Source organism: Polaromonas sp. SP1, from assembly GCF_003711205.1.
Taxonomy (GTDB): domain Bacteria; phylum Pseudomonadota; class Gammaproteobacteria; order Burkholderiales; family Burkholderiaceae_C; genus Polaromonas.
In genome coordinates this window covers 1,476,350-1,496,245 of sequence record NZ_CP031013.1, presented here as the reverse complement: position 1 = coordinate 1,496,245, position 19,896 = coordinate 1,476,350, and the positions used below count along the sequence as shown (strand labels likewise).

General features: G+C 63.5%; 17 protein-coding genes and 1 other RNA gene. 8 read left to right on the top strand and 10 right to left on the bottom strand.

What is annotated here, in order from left to right:
- Positions 1–152: 152 nt before the first annotated feature.
- The 4 genes from DT070_RS07150 to DT070_RS07135 all read left to right on the top strand — a co-directional run bounded on the left by DT070_RS07150 (position 153) and on the right by DT070_RS07135 (position 3,572).
- Positions 153–1,121, top strand: coding sequence for an ABC transporter ATP-binding protein (locus DT070_RS07150; protein WP_122954761.1), 969 nt, complete (start codon positions 153–155; stop codon positions 1,119–1,121).
- Positions 1,118–1,879: an ABC transporter permease gene (locus DT070_RS07145; RefSeq protein ID WP_122954760.1), complete on the top strand. Its 762-nt coding sequence runs from the start codon at positions 1,118–1,120 to the stop codon at positions 1,877–1,879. The genes DT070_RS07150 and DT070_RS07145 overlap by 4 nt, the downstream gene beginning before the upstream one ends.
- A 184-nt stretch (positions 1,880–2,063) precedes the next feature.
- Complete coding sequence (locus tag DT070_RS07140; protein ID WP_122954759.1) at positions 2,064–3,137, top strand: pirin family protein; 1,074 nt, start codon at positions 2,064–2,066, stop codon at positions 3,135–3,137.
- A gap of 39 nt (positions 3,138–3,176) precedes the next feature.
- Positions 3,177–3,572: a hypothetical protein gene (locus DT070_RS07135; RefSeq protein ID WP_122954758.1), complete on the top strand. Its 396-nt coding sequence runs from the start codon at positions 3,177–3,179 to the stop codon at positions 3,570–3,572.
- 120 nt (positions 3,573–3,692) lie between these two features.
- Here the strand turns inward: DT070_RS07135 and dkgB are convergent, their stop codons facing one another.
- Positions 3,693–4,517, bottom strand: a complete 825-nt coding sequence (gene dkgB, locus DT070_RS07130) for a 2,5-didehydrogluconate reductase DkgB (protein ID WP_122954757.1) — start codon at positions 4,515–4,517, stop codon at positions 3,693–3,695.
- Positions 4,518–4,868: 351 nt separating this feature from the next.
- On the opposite strand from dkgB, the gene DT070_RS07125 reads away from it, so the two are divergent.
- Positions 4,869–5,594 carry a hypothetical protein gene (locus DT070_RS07125; protein WP_122954756.1) on the top strand — a complete coding sequence of 242 codons (726 nt, stop codon included), beginning with the start codon at positions 4,869–4,871 and terminating at the stop codon, positions 5,592–5,594.
- An 81-nt stretch (positions 5,595–5,675) separates the two neighbouring features.
- Here the strand turns inward: DT070_RS07125 and gap are convergent, their stop codons facing one another.
- Together gap and tkt are read right to left on the bottom strand one after the other, a co-directional pair.
- Positions 5,676–6,674: a type I glyceraldehyde-3-phosphate dehydrogenase gene (gap, locus tag DT070_RS07120; RefSeq protein WP_122954755.1), complete on the bottom strand. Its 999-nt coding sequence runs from the start codon at positions 6,672–6,674 to the stop codon at positions 5,676–5,678.
- Positions 6,675–6,734: 60 nt separating this feature from the next.
- Entirely contained in the window at positions 6,735–8,777 is a 2,043-nt protein-coding gene (gene tkt / locus DT070_RS07115; protein WP_122954754.1) for a transketolase, read from the bottom strand.
- A gap of 134 nt (positions 8,778–8,911) precedes the next feature.
- Between tkt and speD the strand changes: the two genes are divergently transcribed.
- From speD to DT070_RS07100, 3 genes are read left to right on the top strand one after another with little or no spacing between them, the layout of a single operon-like run.
- Complete coding sequence (gene speD, locus DT070_RS07110; protein ID WP_122954753.1) at positions 8,912–9,289, top strand: adenosylmethionine decarboxylase; 378 nt, start codon at positions 8,912–8,914, stop codon at positions 9,287–9,289.
- Positions 9,290–9,318: 29 nt separating this feature from the next.
- Complete coding sequence (murU, locus tag DT070_RS07105) at positions 9,319–10,053, top strand: N-acetylmuramate alpha-1-phosphate uridylyltransferase MurU (protein ID WP_122957303.1); 735 nt, start codon at positions 9,319–9,321, stop codon at positions 10,051–10,053.
- A 13-nt stretch (positions 10,054–10,066) separates the two neighbouring features.
- Positions 10,067–11,458 (top strand): aminopeptidase P N-terminal domain-containing protein, encoded by a 1,392-nt coding sequence (locus tag DT070_RS07100; protein WP_122954752.1) that lies wholly within the window; start codon positions 10,067–10,069, stop codon positions 11,456–11,458.
- A gap of 879 nt (positions 11,459–12,337) precedes the next feature.
- Here DT070_RS07100 and DT070_RS07090 read toward each other — a convergent pair.
- From DT070_RS07090 to DT070_RS07060, 7 genes are all read right to left on the bottom strand, one after another.
- Entirely contained in the window at positions 12,338–13,411 is a 1,074-nt protein-coding gene (locus DT070_RS07090; protein ID WP_122954751.1) for a hypothetical protein, read from the bottom strand.
- Positions 13,412–13,448: 37 nt separating this feature from the next.
- Positions 13,449–15,059: an NAD(P)-binding protein gene (locus DT070_RS07085; RefSeq protein WP_122954750.1), complete on the bottom strand. Its 1,611-nt coding sequence runs from the start codon at positions 15,057–15,059 to the stop codon at positions 13,449–13,451.
- Positions 15,060–15,244: 185 nt separating this feature from the next.
- Complete coding sequence (locus DT070_RS07080) at positions 15,245–16,789, bottom strand: polyamine aminopropyltransferase (protein ID WP_122954749.1); 1,545 nt, start codon at positions 16,787–16,789, stop codon at positions 15,245–15,247.
- Positions 16,790–16,848: 59 nt separating this feature from the next.
- Positions 16,849–16,924: non-coding RNA, sX9 sRNA (locus DT070_RS07075), on the bottom strand.
- 58 nt (positions 16,925–16,982) lie between these two features.
- Entirely contained in the window at positions 16,983–17,204 is a 222-nt protein-coding gene (locus tag DT070_RS07070; protein ID WP_122954748.1) for a DUF350 domain-containing protein, read from the bottom strand.
- A 60-nt stretch (positions 17,205–17,264) separates the two neighbouring features.
- Positions 17,265–18,782: a DUF4178 domain-containing protein gene (locus DT070_RS07065; protein ID WP_122954747.1), complete on the bottom strand. Its 1,518-nt coding sequence runs from the start codon at positions 18,780–18,782 to the stop codon at positions 17,265–17,267.
- A 53-nt stretch (positions 18,783–18,835) separates the two neighbouring features.
- Complete coding sequence (locus DT070_RS07060; protein WP_122954746.1) at positions 18,836–19,873, bottom strand: SPFH domain-containing protein; 1,038 nt, start codon at positions 19,871–19,873, stop codon at positions 18,836–18,838.
- Positions 19,874–19,896: the final 23 nt, after the last annotated feature.

Genomic DNA, 19,896 nt, shown 5'->3' with positions numbered 1-19,896 from the left:
ACGGCCGCGTCATCCTGAAAACCCTTGCCGCAGCTTTTTCACCCACGCTCTATAGAATGATCCGGGCCACTTCGGGTACCACGACTTCTGGTACCACTTCTGGTACTACTTCTGGTACCACTTCTGATACCACCTTCACATCAGGACGCCGCGTGCAAGCCATTATTTCCATCCAGCAACTGGGCAAAACCTATGCCTCGGGCTTCCAGGCGCTCAAGTCCGTCGACCTGGACATCCGGCGCGGCGAGATTTTTGCCCTGCTCGGGCCCAACGGCGCGGGCAAGACCACCTTGATCAGCATCGTCTGCGGCATCGTCAACCCGACCTCGGGCCGCGTGCTGGCCGACGGGCACGATATCGTGCGCGACTACCGCGCCGCCCGGGCCAAGATCGGCCTGGTGCCGCAGGAGCTGTCGACCGATGCCTTTGAAACCGTGTGGTCCACGGTGAGCTTCAGCCGCGGCCTCTTCGGCAAGACACCCAACCCGGCCTACATCGAGAAAGTGCTGCGCGACCTTTCGCTGTGGGACAAGAGGAACAGCAAGATCATGACGCTCTCGGGCGGCATGAAGCGCCGGGTGCTGATTGCCAAGGCCTTGTCGCACGAGCCGACCATCCTGTTCCTGGACGAGCCCAGCGCAGGCGTGGACGTCGAGTTGCGCAAGGGCATGTGGCAAATGGTGCGGAACCTGCGTGACAGCGGCGTCACCATCATCCTGACCACGCACTACATCGAGGAGGCCGAAGAAATGGCCGACCGCATCGGCGTCATCAACAAGGGCGAACTGATTCTGGTCGAGGACAAGGCGGTGCTGATGCGCAAGCTCGGCAAAAAACAACTGAGCCTGCAGCTGCAAACGCCGCTGCAAAGCATTCCCCATGCGCTGGCCGGCCTGCCGCTGGAGCTGACGAAGGAGGGCCACACCCTGGTCTACACCTTTGACACGCAGACAGAGGAAACCGGTATCGCGGCCTTGCTCAAGCAGCTGGCCGGGCTGGGCATTGACTTCAAGGACCTGCATTCGAGCGAGAGCTCGCTTGAAGACATCTTTGTGAGCCTGGTGCATGCCGACAAACCCGCCGCAGCCGCCGCGCCCACCACGCAAAAGGAGGCCGCATGAACTGGCCCGCCGTCCGCGCGATCTACCGCTTTGAAATGGCGCGCACCTTCCGCACGCTGATGCAATCCATCGCCTCGCCGGTGATTTCAACCTCGCTCTACTTTGTGGTGTTCGGCGCCGCCATCGGCTCGCGCATGGGCGACATCGACGGCATCCGCTACGGCGCCTTCATCATCCCCGGCCTCGTCATGCTGTCGCTGCTCAACGAGAGCATCTCCAACGCCGCCTTCGGCATCTACATGCCCAAATGGTCGGGCACGATTTACGAGCTGCTGTCGGCGCCGGTGTCGTCGATGGAGGTGGTGATGGGTTATGTGGGCGCCGCGGCGAGCAAATCCGTGTTGCTGGGCCTCCTGATCCTGGCGACGGCGCGCCTCTTTGTGCCGTACAGCATTGCGCACCCATTCTGGATGCTGTGCTTCCTGCTGCTGACGGCGCTGACCTTCAGCCTGTTCGGTTTCATCATCGGGCTGTGGGCGGACAACTTCCAGAAGCTGCAGGTCGTGCCCATGATGGTGGTGACGCCGCTGACTTTCCTGGGTGGCGCGTTTTACTCCATCAACATGCTGCCGCCGCTGTGGCAAAACATCGCCCTGTTCAACCCGGTGGTCTACCTGATCAGCGGCTTCCGCTGGAGCTTTTACGGCGTGGCCGATGTCAACGTGGGCATCAGCGTGGCGGCCATTGTGGGCTTTCTGGCGCTGTGCCTGGGCGCCGTGTGGTGGATCTTCCGCACCGGCTGGAAACTGAAGGCCTGAGGAGGGCCGATCATGCGCGCTATGGATTTTATAGCGCCATGTGCATGTGCAATAAGGGCTGCGGGCATATTTTTCTTATAAAAGGCTGGCGCCGCGCCCGTTGATGGGCTGGACGTGCAGCTTGAAAGGGCCGCGGGTGGCCTCAGCTGGGTTCTTTGAAAGTCTCACGCCAGAAAGGCCTTTCATGTCTGCCGACTTCGCCGTTCATCCCGTCATCGCGGTCAAGCCCCTCGGATTTCCGTGGGCCACCCTCGACCCCTTCCTCTTTTGCGTCTACCACGACGACGCCTACCCGCGCGCCAACGCGCAGATGGGCCCGGACGCCTCGCTGGCCGGCCGCGACATCGGCCAGGATTTCGCGCGCAAGGACGGCTGGAACATGTACCACGGCAGCACAGTCCCGGGCTTTCCGGCGCACCCGCACCGCGGCTTTGAAACCGTGACCATCGTCCGCAAGGGCCTGATCGACCATTCCGACTCGCTCGGCGCGACCGCGCGCTTTGGCCGCGGCGACGTGCAGTGGCTCACCGCCGGCAAGGGCATCGTGCATTCCGAAATGTTCCCGCTGCTGGACACGCAAAACCCCAACCCGCTGGAGCTGTTCCAGATCTGGCTCAACCTGCCGGCCGCCGGCAAGATGAGCGAGCCGCACTTCACCATGTTCTGGTCGCAGGATATTCCGCGCCTGAACGTGAAGGACGCCGAAGGCCGCAGCACCGAGGTGGCCGTCATCGCCGGCCGCATGCAGGGCGCTGGCGCCGCACCGCTGGCCCCGCCGCCCGACTCCTGGGCTGCCGCGGCCGAGGCCGACGTGGCGATCTGGACCATCCGCATGGCACCCGGCGCACGCTGGACGCTGCCCGCTGCGAAGGGCGACGGCACGCGGCGCCAGCTGTATTTCTTCAAAGGCCAAACGGCAACGATAGGCGGGCAGGCGGTGGACGTGAACAGCGCCATCGAGCTGCGCGCGGGCGTGGACGCGGAACTGGTCAATGGCGGCGAAAACGGCGAAAACGGCGAAGAGGCCGAGTTCCTCATGCTGCAGGGCAAGCCGATCGGCGAGCCGGTGGTGCAGTACGGCCCGTTCGTCATGAACACGCAGGCCGAGATTGCGCAGACGATGGCCGACTACCGGCGCACGCAGTTTGGCGGCTGGTCGTTTGCCGATGAAGCGCCGGTGCACGGCCGCGACCCGGCGCGTTTTGCGCGGCACCCAGGCGGGCGTGAAGAGCGCCCGGTGGATGCCGGCAGGGCCTGACGCCGGCGGCGCAGACATTCTTTTCCTGAAAGGCTCCCCATGGCGATTGGTTGGCTCGCGGTATTGCAGTTGGTTCCCTGGTCGGACGTGATCAACAACGCGCCCAAAATCGCCGAGGGGGCCAAAAAACTGTGGAGTACCGTCGGCAAAAAGCCGCCCGTGCCGGCGCCGCCCGTCGAAGGTGCGGTCTCCTCGCTGTCACCCGAAGCGCAGGCCATGGCCACACTGCAGGCACGCGTCACCGCCATGGAAGAGACCATCGCCGAGCTGCATGGCCAGATGCTTGCCTCTTCCGAGTTGATCAAAACGCTGGCCGACCAGAACACCCAGTTGATCCAGCGGATCGAGGTGAACCGTGTGCGCCTGCTCTTGCTGGCCGGCGTGACGGTGGTGCTTGCCGTCGCGGCCGGGCTGGCGCTGGCCTTGGGCCGCTGACAGACCCGGCGCCCGCTCACCGGCACGCGGGTTGATCCTGTTTTGATAGCTATCGGCCCAGGTCACACCTGGGCTGGAGGCCGATTTGATGCTTAAACCTTCCTGAACCCCTGCCGCCCGTCAATCCCACTTCGGCGCCAGGCTGTCGGGGTTCACCAGGCGGTCGTTGCGCTCCAGCGCGGCGATGGCGGCCATGTCGGCGTCTGTCAGGCGCAGTTGCCGGGCTTTCAGGTTGCTCTCCAGGTTGGCGCGTTGGGTTGACGACGGAATCACCGCATAACCCAGCTGCATCGCCCAGGCCAGCGCAACCTGCGCGGTGGTGGCGTTGTGGCGCCTGGCGATCTCCAGCAGCACCGGGTCTTGCAGCACCTTGCCGTAGGCCAGCGTCATGTACGACGTGATGTGGATGCCCTGGCCCTGCGCAAACTCCACCACCTTGCGGTTTTGCAAATAAGGGCTCAGCTCGATCTGGTTGGTGGCGATGTTGGCTGCGCCTACCGCTTCAATCGAGCGGGTGAGGTAGTCGATGTTGAAGTTGGACACGCCGATCTTGCGCGTGAGCTTCTGGGCCTTGGCCTCCATCAAGCCGCCCAGGGTGTCCTCCAGCGGCACGGGTTGCTTGGGCGCGGGCCAATGGATGAGCGTCAAGTCGACATGGTCGGTACCCAGCTTGCGCAGGCTTTCCTTCAGGCTGGGGATGACCTTGTCGGCCGCGAAGTTGTCGGTCCAGATTTTGGTGGTGATGAAAAGCTCGCTGCGCGGCACGCCGCTTTCGGCGATGGCCTGGCCGACTTGGGCTTCGTTGCCGTAGATCTGCGCGGTGTCGATGACGCGGTAGCCGAGGTCCAGCGCGTTCTTGACCGAGTCGATGACGACCTGGTCTTTCAGCCGGAAGGTGCCGACGCCGAATGCGGGAATGCTGTTCTGGGTCGCTGTGGTGTTCATGGTGATCCTTGTGTCTTGGCAGGACGCTGAAAATAAATGGTAGCCAGTGTGCAACGACCGGGCTGTTACCTGCTGCGCCGGGCGCAAAGCCCTCACAGGCGTCCAGGCGACCGCTCTAGTGCGGCTGGGCTCGTGTGAACGCTCCTTCACACGAGCGGCGAAATACCGCATTAGATAGCGCTGTTACTGGCGACCTGAAGCGAGTGAATATTCACCTTACATTTCCTCACATTCGCGTTACCGTGACGTGTTCTCGCGCGTATCGCGTGCAGAGTGACGTGCACTGAAGGGCGAGAAAAAGGCGGGATTCTCTGCACGATGACCGGTAGTTCACAACATAAGGGGGGATTTATGACACGCACATTCATAGTCTTCGCAGCCACGGTAACGTTCACAGCCATTCTCAGCGGCTGCGCTTCTTTCACTTCACCGGGGCGGTATCACGCGCTTGAAAATGACAAACCCTATTGGTTCGACTATGGGAGCGAGCGCAGGGGAGCGTTGCTGGTGCCTCAAAAACATGGGGGGACGCTGATGTGCTCCGAGCCGGTGCCACGCGTCACGGCCACCCTGGACGCAGAAGGAAAAGGCAAGGCAAGCGCTCAACCAGCAAACTTGTCCAGCAGCGCCAGTGCGGAAGCAGAAGGCAAAGTCAAGTCTGGCGCATCCACGATCAACGAAGAGGTCATGGTGTTGTTTCTTCGCGAGGCTCTTTATCGACTTTGCGAGATGTCAGTGAACCTGGGCAGCGTTGAGAAAGAATATAAAGAGCCGGTACTCAAGCTCTACACAAACGTTATTGATGCCGCAGTGAATCTGAGCGGTAAAACCGATCAGACCCAGCGTGATCAGATTCGTGCAAGAACACTCGAAAAATATATTGACCTGCTCGCGCAGTATCAAAAAAATTCGAGCGATGCGGCGTTGGCGTCAAGCCAGGCCACCAAAGAGTTGAAGGCGCAAATTGATGGCCTTAAAGAAACTCTGGGTCAATCAGTCAAAGGCTTGCAGAGCGAGTTGGCCGCGCTGAAAACAGCTCCAGATCCAGCGCCTTCAGGCGTAAAGCCCGCGCAATGATCATTCCGCAGGCCCGCTTGCGGCTAGCTTGAGAGCAAAAAAAAGCGCCTCGAAGGCGCTTTTTGTTTGAGCCGCAGCGACTTACTTCGCCACCACCCGCACCATTTCCAGGCACTTGTTCGAGTAGCCCCATTCGTTGTCGTACCAGGCGACGACCTTGATGAAGGTGCCGTCCAGTGCGATGCTGGCGTCGGCGTCAAAGATCGAGGTGCGGGCGTCGCCGCGGAAGTCGGTGGCGACGACCTTGTCTTCGGTGTAGCCGAGGATGCCCTTGAGTGCGCCTTCGCTTTGCGCCTTCATTTCGGCGCAGATTTCTTTGAGCGTGGCTTCCTTGTTGAGCTCGCAGGTCAGGTCAACGACCGACACATCCGACGTTGGCACGCGGAAGGACATGCCGGTCAGCTTCTTGTTGAGCTCGGGGATCACCACGCCCACCGCCTTGGCCGCGCCGGTTGACGAAGGAATGATGTTTTCCAGGATGCCGCGGCCGCCGCGCCAGTCTTTGTTCGACGGGCCGTCCACGGTTTTCTGTGTGGCGGTGGCGGCGTGCACCGTGGTCATCAGGCCGCGCTTGATGCCCCACTTGTCGTTCAGCACCTTGGCGATGGGCGCCAGGCAGTTGGTGGTGCAGCTGGCGTTGGAGATGATGGCCTCGCCCTTGTAGGTCTTGTCGTTGACGCCGAAGACGAACATCGGGGTGTCGTCTTTCGAAGGTGCCGAGAAGATGACCTTCCTGGCGCCGGCGGCCAGGTGCTTTTCACCCGAGGCCTTGTCGAGAAACAGGCCGGTGGACTCGAGCACCACGGTGGCGCCGATGTCGCCCCACTTCAGGTTGGCGGGGTCGCGCTCTTGCGTCAGGCGAATCTTCTTGCCATTGACGATCAGCGTGTTGCCGTCGACGGACACGTCGCCTTCAAAGCGGCCATGCACCGAGTCGTACTTCAGCATGTAGGCCAGGTACTCAGGCTCGAGCAAATCGTTGATGCCGACGATTTCGATGTCGCTGAAGCTTTTGATGGCCGAGCGGAACACATTGCGGCCGATGCGGCCAAAACCATTAATGCCAAGTTTGATAGTCATCTGCTGTTGCTCCTGGAAGTTGAAATCTTGTTGAATCGGCGGGCCGTGTGCGTGATGCGCTTACTTGCGCAGCACCTTGCGCACGGTGTCGGCCACGTTCTCGGCGGTGAAGCCGAAGTGCTTGAACAGCACCGGCGCGGGCGCCGACTCGCCGTAGCTGTCGATGCCGACCACGGCCGCGCAGCCGTATTTCCACCAGCCGTCGGTGACGCCCATTTCCACCGCGATGCGGGGGATGCCTTCGGGCAGCACTTCGGATTTGTAGGCGGTCTTTTGTTTGTCAAACGTCGTGTTGCTGGGCATGGAGACCACGCGCACCGCGATCTTGTGGGCGGCCAGCAGCTCTTGCGCCTTGAGCGCGAGTTGCACTTCAGAACCGGTGGCGATGATGACGGCCTGGGCCTTTTTGTTCAGGCCGACTTTTGCGGGTTCGGCCAGCACATAAGCGCCGCGGCTGATTTCGCCGAGGTCGTGCTTGGGCGCGTAAGGCAGGTTCTGGCGGCTGAGCAGCAGCGCCGTGGGCTTGTTCTTGTTCTCGAGCGCGACGGCCCAGGCCACGGCCGTTTCAGCCGTGTCGCCCGGACGCCAGACGTCCAGGTTGGGGATCAGGCGCAGGCTGGCGGCGTGCTCGATGGACTGGTGCGTCGGGCCGTCTTCGCCCAGGCCGATGGAGTCGTGCGTGAAGACGTGGATGACACGGATCTTCATCAGCGCGGCCATGCGAATCGCGTTGCGGCTGTAGTCGCTGAAGGTCAGGAAGGTGCCGCCGTAGGGGATAAAACCGCCGTGCAGCGCGATGCCGTTCATGATCGCGGCCATGCCGAATTCACGCACGCCGTAGTTGATGTGGCGCCCGCCGGCGCTCACGCCGTCGGCGTTGGCCGTCAGCACGACTTCGCCGTTCATGTCAAAACGCAGGTTGGGCGTGGACTTGGTGTTGGTGAGGTTGGAGCCGGTCAAATCGGCCGAGCCGCCCAGCAGCTCGGGCAGGCCGGCGGTGAAGGCTTCGAGCGCGAGCTGCGACGCTTTGCGCGAGGCCACGGTTTCGGCTTTTTCGTGCGCGCCGATCACGGTGTCGACGGCCAGCTGGGCAAACGACTTGGGCAGCTCGCCCTTCATGCGGCGGGCCAGTTCAGCGGCCAGCTCGGGGTGCGCGGCCTTGTAGGCGGCAAATTTGGCGTCCCAGGCGGCCTCGGCGGCCAGGCCCTTGGCCTTGGCGTCCCACGCGTCGTAGGTTTCCTTCGGCACTTCAAACGGCGCATAAGGCCAGTTGAGGGCTTCGCGCGTGAGCTTGATTTCTTCGGCGCCCAGCGGTTCGCCGTGAGCCTTGGCGGTGTTGGCGCGGTTGGGCGAGCCTTTGCCGATGTGCGTCTTGCAGATGATCAGCGTAGGTTTGTCGCTGGACTTTTTCGCGCCTTCGATGGCCTGCGAGACCAGTTCGGCGTCGTGGCCGTCGATGGGGCCCAGCACGTTCCAGCCGTAGGCGGCAAAACGCACGGCGGTGTTGTCGATGAACCAGGGGGCGACCTGGCCGTCAATCGAGATGCCGTTGTCGTCATACAGCGCGATCAGCTTGTTCAGCTTCCAGGCGCCGGCGAGCGCCGCGGCTTCGTGGCTGATGCCTTCCATCAGGCAGCCGTCACCCATAAAGACATAGGTGTTGTGGTCGACGACGGTGTGGCCTTCGCGGTTGAATTCTTTGGCAAGCAGCTTTTCAGCCAGCGCCATGCCGACGGCATTGGTCAGGCCCTGGCCCAGCGGGCCGGTAGTGGTTTCAACGCCGGGGGTGTAGCCGTACTCGGGATGGCCAGGGGTTTTGCTGTGCAACTGGCGGAAGTTCTTGAGCTCGCTGATCGGCAGCTTGTAGCCGGTGAGGTGCAGCACGGCATAAATCAGCATGGAGCCGTGGCCGTTGGAGAGCACAAAACGGTCGCGGTCGAACCAGTTGGGGTTGTGCGGGCTGTGCTTGAGGTGGCTGCCCCAGAGGGCGACTGCCATGTCTGCCATGCCCATGGGGGCGCCGGGATGTCCGGAATTGGCTTGTTGAACGGCGTCCATTGCGAGTGCGCGGATCGCATTCGCCATCATTGGGGTATTGGCCATGTAGGCAGCTCCGGGAGGGGGAAAGATCAGGGGTAACCCGGTATTTTACCGTTTGGGCCCTCCCGACCGGTTTGGCGGGGGTTTGCCCCCCGATTTGGCCGGCCGGCCCCCCGTCATGAACTAAAGTCGGGGGGATGCAAGGCCTTCACCTGACCGCCGATTTGTACAAATGCCGCTGCGACGCCGCCTGGCTGACCGACGCCGCCAAACTGGGCGACTGGTGCGTGGAAGCGGTGCAAAAGGCCGGCCTGCAGGCCGTCAACCAGCTGTTTCACACCTTCCCGGACACCGTGCACGGCCCGGGCGGCATCACGGCTACCGTGCTGCTGGCCGAGTCGCATGTGTGCGTGCACACCTGGCCCGAGCAAAAAGCCGTGACGCTGGACGTTTACGTCTGCAACTTCGGCGGCGACCACTCCGCCCGGGCGCGCGGGCTGATGGACGCGCTGGTGCGGCGGTTTAACCCTGAGTGGACCGAGCAGCGCTCACTGGACCGGGGCGATACACAGTGAGTGCGGTGAGCGGCGCACCCGTCAAAGCCATGATCATGGCCGCCGGCCGCGGCGAGCGCATGCGCCCGCTGACGGACACCGTGCCCAAACCGCTGCTGAAGGTGCGCGGCAAGCCGCTGATCGGCTGGCATGCCGAGGCGCTGGCGCGGGGCGGGTTCACCGACCTGGTCATCAACACCGCCTGGCTGGGTGAGCAGGTGGAGGCATACTTTTCAAGCGATTTTGGCCTGCAGCCCAGGCAGGACGTGAGTCAGGCGCTATCAATTTCATACTCCCACGAAGGCCGGGACTTCGGCGGCGCACTCGAAACCGCCGGCGGCATTGCCCGCGCGCTGCCGCTGCTGGGCGATGTGTTCTGGGTGCTGGCGGGCGATGTGTTTGTGCCGGGCTTTGAGTTCACCCAGGCGGCCGCCGCACGCTTTGCCGCCGGCAACACACTGGCCCACCTGTGGCTGGTGCCCAACCCGGCGCACAACCCGAAAGGCGACTTTGGCCTCGGCCCCGGCGGCCTGGCGCTGAACCTGCCCAAAGACAGCCCCGAGCCCAAATTCACCTACAGCACCATAGGCCTGTACCGGCGCGAGTTCTTCAGCAGCCTGCCGCAGGGCAATCCGCAGGGCCTCAAAGCCCCGCTGGCGCCGCTGTTGCGCGAGGCGATGGACAATCAACAAGTGAGCGCCGAGCTGTATGAAGGCGCCTGGACCGACGTGGGCACGCCGGCCCGCCTGGAAGAGTTAAACCAAACCACCACGACCACGAACTGAAGCGGAACGCACCATGAGCACCACCACGATTTATGAAAAACGCCGCGCCGCCATCGCCCGCGCCCTGAAAGCCGCCGGCGGCGGCATCGCCTTGCTGCCCACCGCGCCCGAATACCCGCGCAACCGCGACAGCGACTTCCCCTACCGCCACGACAGCTACTTCTATTACCTGACCGGCTTCAGCGAGCCCGACAGCTGGCTGGTGATTGAAGCCAGCGGCAAAACCACGCTGTTTTGCCGGCCCAAAGACCTGGAGCGCGAAATCTGGGACGGCATCCGCGTGGGCCCCAAGGCCGCACCCGCCGCACTGGGCGTGGACGCCGCCTTCAGCGTGGAAGCGCTCGACGAAAAAATGCCGCAGCTGCTGACGAACCAGGGTGCGGTGTGGTTCCCGTTCGCCACGCACAAGGGCCTTGAAACACAAGTCGACAGCTGGCTCAACAAGGTGCGCGCCCGCGTGCGCTTTGGCGCCGAATGCCCGCAAAGCCAGCACGACCTGTGCAAGCTGCTCGATGAAATGCGCCTGGTCAAAGACAGCCATGAAGTGGCCATTCTCAAGCGCGCCGGAAAAATTTCTGCCGGCGCCCATGTGCGCGCCATGCAAACCTCCGCCGCCATGCTGCGCGCCGGCGTGAAAGGCGGCCTGCGTGAATACCACCTCGAAGCCGAGCTGCTGCACGAGTTCCGCCGCCACGGCTCGCAGTTCCCGGCCTACGGCAGCATCGTCGCCGCCGGCGCCAACGCCTGCATCCTGCATTACCGCGCCGGCGACACCGAACTTAAACCCGGCCAGCTCTGCCTGATCGACGCCGGCTGCGAGCTCGACGGCTACGCCAGCGACATCACCCGCACCTTCCCGGCCGACGGCAAGTTCACGCCGTCGCAGCGCACGCTGTACGACATCGTGCTGGCAGCGCAGGACGCGGCAGTGAAAGCCACCAAACCCGGCAAACGCTTCCTGGACCCGCACGACGCCGCCACGCGCGTGCTGGCCCAAGGCATGCTGGACACCGGCCTGCTCGACAAAAAGAAACACGGCAAGGTCGACGACGTGCTGGAGTCCGGCGCCTACCGCCAGTTCTACATGCACCGCACCGGCCACTGGATGGGCATGGACGTCCACGATTGCGGCGACTACACCGAACCCGGCAGCAAACCGCGCGAAGAAAAAGACGCCCTGGGCCAGACCGTGATGCGCAAGCCCTCACGCATCCTGCGGCCCGGGATGGTGCTGACCATCGAGCCCGGCATCTATGTGCGGCCCGGCAAAAACGTGCCCAAAGAGTTCTGGAACATCGGCATCCGGATTGAGGACGACGCGCTGGTCACGGCCAAGGGCTGTGAGTTGACGACGCGCGGCGTGCCGGTGGATGGGGATGAGATTGAGCGGCTGATGGCGGATTGAGGCTAGGGTTTTAAGGAAAATTGGCATCTAGCCCAGGTGTTGTCTCGGGTTGTAGCTCCTGAATTGATAGCGCATTCCGCATCCTGCATCCGGACCCGTTCGGGCTGAGCTTGTCGAAGCCTGGTGGTGCTCCGTCGATGTGTTTTTGCTGATGCTGCTGGCCGGGGGTTGCCCGGCGGCAACTCACTTTCTTTTGCTTCGCCAAAAGAAAGTAAGCAAAGAAAAGGCGACCCTGGCTCCTGCGTCCCTTCGCTTCGCTACGGGCAACCTGCGGTGCTCAGCCCAGCCGGGGTCAAAAACAACTCGCTTCGCTCAAACAAGTTTTTGCCCTGATCCGTCTGGTCTTCCGCTCCTCGGCGCATCCACAAGGGGCAATCGGGAGCGGGGACCAAAGACAAATACCAATACCAATACCAACAATGACTCGCCGTGGCGAGTCATTGTTTCTTCAGGTATTCGGTATTGGTATTCCTGTCTCCACCCCCTTCTGGATGCGCCGAGGAGCGGAGATTCAGGCGGATCAGGGATCGCGTTGTTTGAGCCGCAGGCGAGTTTAGCGAGACCCCGCCTGAATCGAGCACCGCAGGTTGCCCGCAGCGAAGCGGAGGGACGCAGCCAGCAGGGTCGCCTTTCTTTTGCTTACTTTTCTTTGGCGAAGCAAAGAAAAGTGAGTTGCCGCCGGGCAACCCCCGGCCAGCCACCCGCAGCAAAAACCACATCGCCGGAGCACCACCAAGGCTTCGACAAGCTCAGCCTGAACGGGAACGGGAACGGGAACGGGGATGGGGATGGGGATGGGGATGGGCAACCAGCACGCTATCAATTCAGGAGCAACAACCCAAGACATCACCTGGGCTAAAGCCCAAAAACACCAAAATCCTACTTACCCTCACCCCGAACAATCACCCCCCGCAAAGCCTCAGCCCCCACCGGCAAGCGAAACGTGACATAGACCTTCTGCACCACCCCTTCGTCCGGCCACCGCACCCGCTTGTAACCCTGCATCAGGCAGTCGTCCTGCAAAGTCTCCCCGGGCTGCAGCGGGTTCAACATGTCGGTGTAAATCGTGCCGTCCCGCTGAAGAATGTCCAGGTAGGTGCGCACACGCGGAATCGGCACCACCGGGTCAAACCCGTCGGGGCGAAAAGCGATCGAGAACTCAGGGGTGTCGGCAGGCGCCGTCGCCGGGTCTGCAAAAAACTCCCCCTTCGCCCGCAAGCCGCTGGGCTGCACCCAGTGCAGGCGCAGCTGCGGCGCCGGCTCGCCGGCCGACCACATCAGGTGCAGGTCGTCGCCCTGCGAGCAGAACAGCGCGTGCGTGGTGCCCTTGGTGTCGTACCAGGGCCCATTGCGCCGCACGTCCACCCGCTCGAGCCGCACGCCGCGCGGCGCGGTCAGCGACTGCGCAAACACCACGCCAGCGCCCGGCATGGCAAAACGCCGCAGCGGGCTGACGGTGTGGGCGAGCGGCGTGGAGTCCGGCCCTTTTCGCCGTTGGTCGGCCAGGTTGCGTGCTGCCTGCTCGAGCGGAAACTGCGCGTACATAAACGCCGTGGCCGGAATCGCCAGGATGCCGATGCCCGTGATGCAGAGCGTCATGCATTCACTGCCCGTCAATGCGGGCCGCAGCAAGCGGCCGACCAGCAGGTGGCCGCCAAACCACAGCAGCGGCACGGCGATGAAAAGGGCTGCATAAAAAACCGCCAGGGCTTCCATGCCTGATACCGCCAGGGACGGCACCAGCACGGCGGCAATGGTGAGCGGCGCCAGCAACACCGAGGCCAGCCTGAACGCGACCCAGCTGCCGGTTCGCCGGGTGTTTTTGAAATAACTGCGCTCGGCCATGAGCACCAGCGCCATGGCGGCGAAAACGCCCAGCGCGGCCAGCAGCCACTGCCGCTGTTCCCCGGCCGGCAAGGCGGCCAGGGTTTCAACCATCTGCTTGAATTCCATCGATACCCTCCACCCGCAAACGTCTGGCTGTGCAGGGCTAGACCACGGAGGTGCCCCGGCGATGCCCCTGCGTAAACGCCTCTTCAAAGACAGAATACCCCGATAAGTCGCTGTGCGCAAAATGCAGCCGCTGCCACGGCGCCTGCAAGGGCTGCTGCAGTGCCCGCAAGGCCGCGTTGCTGCGAATGCCGGGCACGGGCGTGCTCATGGCATGACCGTAGCGCATGACTTCCAGGCGCGTGACTTTTCCGGGCAGGTCGGGATGCGGCACCGAGAGTTCGGCCAGCACCGCATCGCGCCAGTGCGTCCAGGGTTGCTCATAAAGGGTTTTGCGCTGGGCGGCTTCGATGCCGAACGCCCGGTAGTAGGTCAGCACCGTTTCGCCGGGCACGGCCTGAAGGCTCTGGTGTTTGGCGTCGACATACCCGAGCCCCGGGTAGCCGCCGGACTTGCCCTCACCATAGATCACGTTGTCCCAACTGGGCGCGGCGCCGGGGCGGTCGTGCAGCGCGGCGTCGATATGCAGGTTGGCCACCAGCCAGGGGGCGTAGCGCAGCGCGGCGGCGGCCTGCTGCAAGGCGGGCGGCGGGTTTTCGACCACGCGGGCCGCGACAAACAGCGGCAGCGCCACGATGCACTGGTCGGCCTGCCAGCGCTCAACGGCCTGGGTGGCGGCGTTGAAGGCGTCGACTTCCACGCCGTGCCGGCCGGCAGCCACGCACATCACGATGCGGCCGGTGCGCAGGCGCTCGCCCAGCGGCGCGGCCAGTTGCCGCGTGAGCCAGCCGTTGCCTTCGGGCCAGGTGAGGACGCCGGCTTCGCGCTCGGCGGCAGCCGCTTCGCCCGGCGCATGAAAGCCGTGGCGGCTGGCAAAGTAATGAATGCCGGCCCAGGCCGACACAGCGCCCAGGCCCGCGCCGTAGTCGTCGCGGCAGCAGTAATCGAGGTACCAGCGCAGCGGCGCGCGCGTGAGCTGCTGCTGGTCCAGCCAGGCTTCAAAGCTCAGCGCGTCCAGCGCGCGATGAGAGGGCGCAGGCGGATGGTTGCCGACGGGAATGGAGAACGGCGCGGCGGCCGAGGCTTCTTGCACCAGGCGGTCAAAGCGCTGGTAGTCGGCCAGCACGCCAACATCCATATCCTGCAGGGGCAGCAGGCCTTCCTGCCATTGCCCGTTGATGAAGAGGCGCTCTTGCGGGCTGTGGCACAGGTGGCGTTCGTCGTACTCCCAGCGGCCGGCCACGCGCCGGCGCAGCGAGAGCTCCTCCAGTAGGTCCTGCACATCGCGCGCAGCATCGCCGGGCACCGGCAGGTAGTGCGCGCCCAGCGGGCAGGGCACACCGCCCACCAGGCCGCCGCGGCTGTTGCCGCCGGCGCTGTCCTCCAGCTCCAGCATCACAAAATCATGGATACCGCGCAGGCGCAGCGCGCGCGCCGCTGCCAGGCCGGCGACCCCGCCGCCGGCAATCAGTACGCGGGTGCGTTGGGTGGTGGAAGGGGCGGGCCAGGCCGGCGCCTTGCCGGGCTCGCCGGGCCGCAGCAGATGGCCGCGTTCATGGTTGGCCCCGAGGAAGCCGCCTTCGATGTGCCTTGCTTCTTTGCAGCCGATCAGCGGCAAGGCAGACGCCACCAGAAAATCACGCCGCTTCATGGTCTTCTTCCTTCCCCCGCTGGAGGAGGGAGATGAAATCAAGGCAGCGTTTCATGCCAAATCTGCGCAAGGCCCGCAACCCGCATTTTCGCAAGCAGGAGCCGCGGAACTGGCTTTGCCAGGCCGCAGGCGCAGCGGCCCCCCAGGGGGGCAGGGCGCTACGCGAAGCGAGCAACCGTGGGGGCTCAATTTTTTCCCCATTCCTGCTCGTAGCTGTGCACCAGCTCCTGGCTGGACAGCCGGTTGACGGGCGCGGGCACACGCGCCATGTCTTTCGGGAAATCAAACAGCAGCGGCAAGGTTTGTGCGTCCAGAAACTTCAGTCCCGCCGGCAAAGCCGCCACCTGGGTGGTCGGGCTGAAGGGCCGCCGGCCGGCGACCACAAAGCCCCACTCGCCGAAGCTGGGCACATTGGCGTGGTAGGGCGCGGTTTTCAGGCCCACCGATTCGAGCGTGCTGACGACGGTCCAGTAGCTGCGGCGCGCCACCAGCGGCGAGGTGGTCTGCACCACGGCATAACCGCTGGCCGCAAGACGCTGCTCAAGCAGGGCGTAAAACGAGTTGGTGTAGAGCTTGCCGATGGAAAAGTTGGTGGGGTCGGGGAAGTCCACGATGATGATGTCGAACATCTCGGCGCTCTTGTCGAGCCACTGGAAGGCGTCGGCATTCACCACCTGCACCTTGGGTGAGAGCAGCGCGTCGCCATTGAGCCGCCGCAATGCGGGCTGCTGGCTGAAGAGCTGGGTCATGGCCGGGTCCAGCTCGACCAGCGTGACGCTTTCGACGCCGGGGTATTTGAGGATCTCACGCACCGCCATGCCGTCGCCGCCGCCCAGCACCGCGACTTTTTTGGGTGCGCCGTGGGCGCTCATCACCGGGTGCACCAGCGCCTCGTGGTAGCGGTATTCGTCGCGCTCGGCGAACTGCAGGTTGCCATTGAGGAACAGGCGGTGGCCGCCGCGGCCGTGGGTCACCACGATGCGCTGGTAGCGCGTGGTGGCGGTGAAGACCACGCGGTCCTGGTAGAAATGGTCTTCGGCCAGTGTGGTGATGTGCTCGGCACCCACAAACCCGGCGCCCAGCGTGCCCATCACCAGCAGGCAGGCGGCGGCATGCGCCTTGAAGTGGCGCAGCTCATGGCGAAACAGCCACAGCGCCCACACCGCCACCGCCGCATTCATCAGCCCAAACAGCAGGCCGGTGCGTATCAGCCCCAGCTGCGGCACCAGCACCAGCGGAAACGCCAGCGACACGGCCAGCGCGCCCAGGTAGTCGAACGTGAGCACCTGCGACACCAGCTCCTTGAGCGCCACGTTGCGCCGCAGGATGCGCATGACCAGCGGGATCTCCAGCCCGACCAGCGTGCCCACCAGCAGCACCATCGCGTACAGCAAAAAGCGGAAAGCGCCCGGGACATAGGCATTTGCTATAAAAAGCGTAGCAGTAAGCAAGCCGCCGATAAGGGCTACAAGCAGTTCTATCCGTAAAAAATGCGCCGGCAGCTGTCGCTCGAAAAACCGCGACAGCCACGACCCGATACCCATCGCAAACAGGTAGCTGCCGATGATGGTCGAGAACTGCAGCACCGAATCGCCCAGCAGGTAAGAAGCCAGCGCACCCGCCGCCAGCTCATACACCAACCCGCACGCCGCCACCACGAAGACGCTGGCAAGCAGCGCGACTTCGAGGGGGCGCGGTGTGGAGGTGGTTGAGGGAGTTTCAGTGTTCAAAACAGAAGTGCCGATGGAGGTAGCAAACCATGCGATGCGAAGCGAGCCGGATCAACGACGGCGTCAAGGGCGTAGCGAGCGGACTGCGGGCAAGGCGGACGGCGCACAGGAACCGGAATGTACCTATGGGTACATGAGGATTCCGAGCACCGGCCAACGCCGCCCCCAGTTCGCGCAGTAGCCGGGAACGAGCCTAGCCGTGGATGGCGGCGGCTACTATCACGCAGATTCCCAACGCCATCGCGGCCACCACCACAGCCAGCGCCATATTCTGCTTCTCCACAATCTCCTGCCACAGGTCATACGGCGTGACCTTGTCGATGATGACAAAGCTGATCCAGAAGATGATCACGCCGATCAGCGCGAACAAAATAGAGCCGAGGAAAGCGGCGGGTTTAAGCCATTCAAGTCCCATGATGGTCTCCAGAAAAAGTCTGCCAGGTTGAATAGAAGAGGAAGAACAAAGACGCGGCTTTCATTTATGGCCGCCTCCACCGGAATAACCGCCGTAAGAGCCGCCCGAACTGCGCGCGCTGCTGGACGACGAACAATTCTCGACATTCGGGTCGCAGCGAGAGCAACGGCCGATCACAAAGAGAAACAGCAAGATCAGCAGCACGATCACGATGATGGTGACGCAGCCCATGCCCGACGCGCTGCTCAGCGGTGTGGCATCCGCGCGCTTGAAGAGGTCTTTCTTGCCATCCAGCTTGAAGGCCTTCGCAACGAGGTCGCCGTCGACCTTGCTGCCGCTGGACCAGGTGATTTCATTCGGCGCCTCCTCCTGCGACAGCAAGGCGCTCCCGTTGGCGAAGTCGCGATTGAACGTTTTCTGCCCGCGCTCGACCTGCCAGTAGAACTCGCCGGCGACATAAGTCGTTTCGGCGCGGTAGCTGCTTTGCAGCTGGTAGGTCGTTTTGAGATAACTGGCGCTGTCGCCGCCGGTCTTGAAGGTGGGGGCGCCGGTGACAGGCTTGACCAGGCTCCAGCCGTCTTCGGCATCGACCAAAAAAGTAAAGCCACGCTTCTGGTTGTAGAGCAGGTATTCGTCCCAGCCGAAGTGCTCGTCGGGATCATCGGGCTCATAGCCCATGCGGTGCTGGAAGCCCACCACCTGCCACTGCGCGCCCACCAGCTGGCCGACCGTGCCCAGCGCGATCAGCGGGCTGACAGGTTCATCCTGGATGGCGTGCTTCAGCGCAGCGCCTGTGCCTTGCGTGAGGTCGATGATGCTGTTGCAGGAGCGGCACGTGATGCTTTTGCTGCCGGCCAGCGTGACTTCGACCGGCGCGCCGCAGTTCGGGCAGCTGAACTGTTTGCCGCTTTCGTCTTTGGCGGACTCGTCCTTCAGGCCCGTGAGTTTGAGGTCTTCCAACAGGACGGAGCGGCCCAGCGACAGCGCGGGTGCACTGCTCGCGGCTGCCGTGCCGTAGTCGATGCTGAGCACATCGCCGTCGGCGCTGCGCAATTCGACCATCGCAAACGGTGTGCCCAAGGCGGGCAGGCGCGGCAATTCACCCTGTGCCGACAGCAGCGACACCTGTTCATTGGACGCCACGCTGAACGGCTTGGCATTGATCGCCGTGGTGGCACCCACACGGAAATTTTCGGCCGGCGGCACGGCGCGCTGCAGGCTGGTGGGCAGGCTGAAAACATAAGCGCCGTTGTCTTCGCTCAGGAAGGCGGTGCTGCCGTCGTCCTGCACCGCGTACCACTCGGTCCAGGTGCCCTGTGCGTACTTGTATTGCAGCCGGCCGACGAGGGTGAAATTGCGGCCCTGCCAGACCCCCGATGCCTGCAGTTGCAGCGGGCTGAAGTCGTTGAACAGCTCGGCCATCTTGCCGATGCGCGACAGCGTATCACCGTCGCGCACGACGGTGCTCTGGCAATAGCCGCACACCGCATGCGTGGACTGAGCGCTGCGAAATTCAACGGGCGCGCCGCAACCCGGGCACGGCGCGCGGTACGCGCGTTGCTGAGGCTCTGATGCCAAGGTGGGCCTGTGGTGAAGAAACGGTCAGTGAACGATGCGCGGAAAGCCTGGCATCACACCAGCTTCTTGAGTAGCTCCGCTTTCTTGGCGTCGAACTCTTCCTGCGTGAGAATGCCCTTGGCCTTGAGTTCGCCGAGTTTCTCGAGCGTGGCCATGACATCGTCGGGCTTGACGGTTGCCGCTGCGGCAGCCGAGGCCGCCTGGGCGGCATTGCCCTGCAGGCCTTGCTGCAGGTTTTGCGCCAGCACCTGGCCCAGCGCCACGCCGGCGCCCAGGCCCATCGCGTCACCAGCAATGCCGCTGCCGCCACCGCCGCCTTCGGCGAACTTCGGAATGGCCTGCGCGGTCTGGTATTGCATGAACTTGCCCATGTCGTTGCCGACCATGCCCATGCCGATTTTCTGGTCGAGAATTTTCTGCAGCTCTTCGGGCAGCGAAACGTTCTGCACCGTCATGCCGTCGAGCTTCAGGCCGATCTTGGCAAACTCGGGCGTGAGTTGCGTCACCAGCGCCTGGGCAAATGCCAGCTGGTTGGCGGCCAGGTCCAGGAAGGCGATGTCGCTCGAGGCGATGGCGTTGGAGATGTTCTGCAGCACCAGGCCGCGCAGCTGACCGTCCAGGTCGGCCGTGGTGTAGCGCTCGCGTGTGCCCGAGATCTCGGTGTGAAAGAGCTTGGGGTCGGCAACGCGGAAGTTGTAGTTGCCGAAGGCGCGCAGGCGCACGGCGCCGAAGTCCTTGTCGCGGATGGTGATGGGCTGGGGCGTGCCCCACTTCTGGTCGATCTGCTGGCGCGTGCTGAAGAAGTAGACATCGCTCTTGAAGGGCGACTCAAACAGCTTGTCCCAGTTCTTGAGGTAAGTCAGGACAGGGATGGTCTGCGTCGTCAGCTTGTACATGCCGGGGCCGAAGACATCGGCAACCTTGCCTTCATTGACGAACACCGCCATCTGCGACTCGCGCACGGTGAGCGAGGCACCGTACTGGATTTCCATGTCGGCCATCGGGAAACGCCAGGCCAGTGTGCCGTCGTCGGCCTCGGTCCACTGGATGATGTCGATGAACTGTTTCTTGATGAAGTCCATTAAGGCCATGGCGCGCTCCCTTGAAGTGAGTT

Excerpts from the sequence above, each read along its gene's own strand:
- DT070_RS07085 (WP_122954750.1), bottom strand. The coding sequence starts at position 15,059 with ATGAAGCGGCGTGATTTTCTGGTGGCGTCTGCCTTGCCGCTGATCGGC.
- murU (WP_122957303.1), top strand. The coding sequence starts at position 9,319 with ATGATCATGGCCGCCGGCCGCGGCGAGCGCATGCGCCCGCTGACGGAC.
- tkt (WP_122954754.1), bottom strand. The coding sequence starts at position 8,777 with ATGGCCAATACCCCAATGATGGCGAATGCGATCCGCGCACTCGCAATG.
- DT070_RS07135 (WP_122954758.1), top strand. The coding sequence starts at position 3,177 with ATGGCGATTGGTTGGCTCGCGGTATTGCAGTTGGTTCCCTGGTCGGAC.
- dkgB (WP_122954757.1), bottom strand. The coding sequence starts at position 4,517 with ATGAACACCACAGCGACCCAGAACAGCATTCCCGCATTCGGCGTCGGC.
- DT070_RS07100 (WP_122954752.1), top strand. The coding sequence starts at position 10,067 with ATGAGCACCACCACGATTTATGAAAAACGCCGCGCCGCCATCGCCCGC.
- DT070_RS07145 (WP_122954760.1), top strand. The coding sequence starts at position 1,118 with ATGAACTGGCCCGCCGTCCGCGCGATCTACCGCTTTGAAATGGCGCGC.
- DT070_RS07090 (WP_122954751.1), bottom strand. The coding sequence starts at position 13,411 with ATGGAATTCAAGCAGATGGTTGAAACCCTGGCCGCCTTGCCGGCCGGG.
- speD (WP_122954753.1), top strand. The coding sequence starts at position 8,912 with ATGCAAGGCCTTCACCTGACCGCCGATTTGTACAAATGCCGCTGCGAC.
- gap (WP_122954755.1), bottom strand. The coding sequence starts at position 6,674 with ATGACTATCAAACTTGGCATTAATGGTTTTGGCCGCATCGGCCGCAAT.
- DT070_RS07125 (WP_122954756.1), top strand. The coding sequence starts at position 4,869 with ATGACACGCACATTCATAGTCTTCGCAGCCACGGTAACGTTCACAGCC.
- DT070_RS07060 (WP_122954746.1), bottom strand. The coding sequence starts at position 19,873 with ATGGCCTTAATGGACTTCATCAAGAAACAGTTCATCGACATCATCCAG.
- DT070_RS07140 (WP_122954759.1), top strand. The coding sequence starts at position 2,064 with ATGTCTGCCGACTTCGCCGTTCATCCCGTCATCGCGGTCAAGCCCCTC.
- DT070_RS07070 (WP_122954748.1), bottom strand. The coding sequence starts at position 17,204 with ATGGGACTTGAATGGCTTAAACCCGCCGCTTTCCTCGGCTCTATTTTG.